The sequence below is a fragment of the Streptomyces sp. SID1328 genome (assembly GCF_009865595.1).
Lineage (GTDB): Bacteria > Actinomycetota > Actinomycetes > Streptomycetales > Streptomycetaceae > Streptomyces > Streptomyces griseoluteus.
Window position 1 is genome coordinate 1 of sequence record NZ_WWKH01000876.1, and the last position, 291, is coordinate 291.

Sequence of the window (291 nt, forward strand, 5' to 3'; positions counted from 1 at the left end):
AATGCCCGGCTGACCGTTCACGGCAGGCGACTGCTCGTCAAACGTGTCCGCCGGCCGTCCCGTCGCACACGTCGCAGCCGAGATGGGCATCTCCCGTCCCTCAGCACACCAGTGGATCCGGCGCCGGCGCTCAGAGGGCGAGAGCGGACTCATCGACCGCTCCAGCCGTCCCCGCACCGGACTGCAGCCGCCACCGAGGCTCAGGTCTGGTCCACGTCGACGTCAAGAAGCTCGGCCGCATCCCCGACGGCGGCGGCCACAAGGTGCTGGGCCGGCAGGCCGGCCGGGCCC

General features: G+C 72.2%; 1 pseudogene. It reads left to right on the forward strand.

Annotated elements, in window-relative coordinates:
- Positions 1–30: 30 nt before the first annotated feature.
- A pseudogene (locus GT030_RS36815) lies at positions 31–291 on the forward strand (leucine zipper domain-containing protein); the annotation flags it as partial.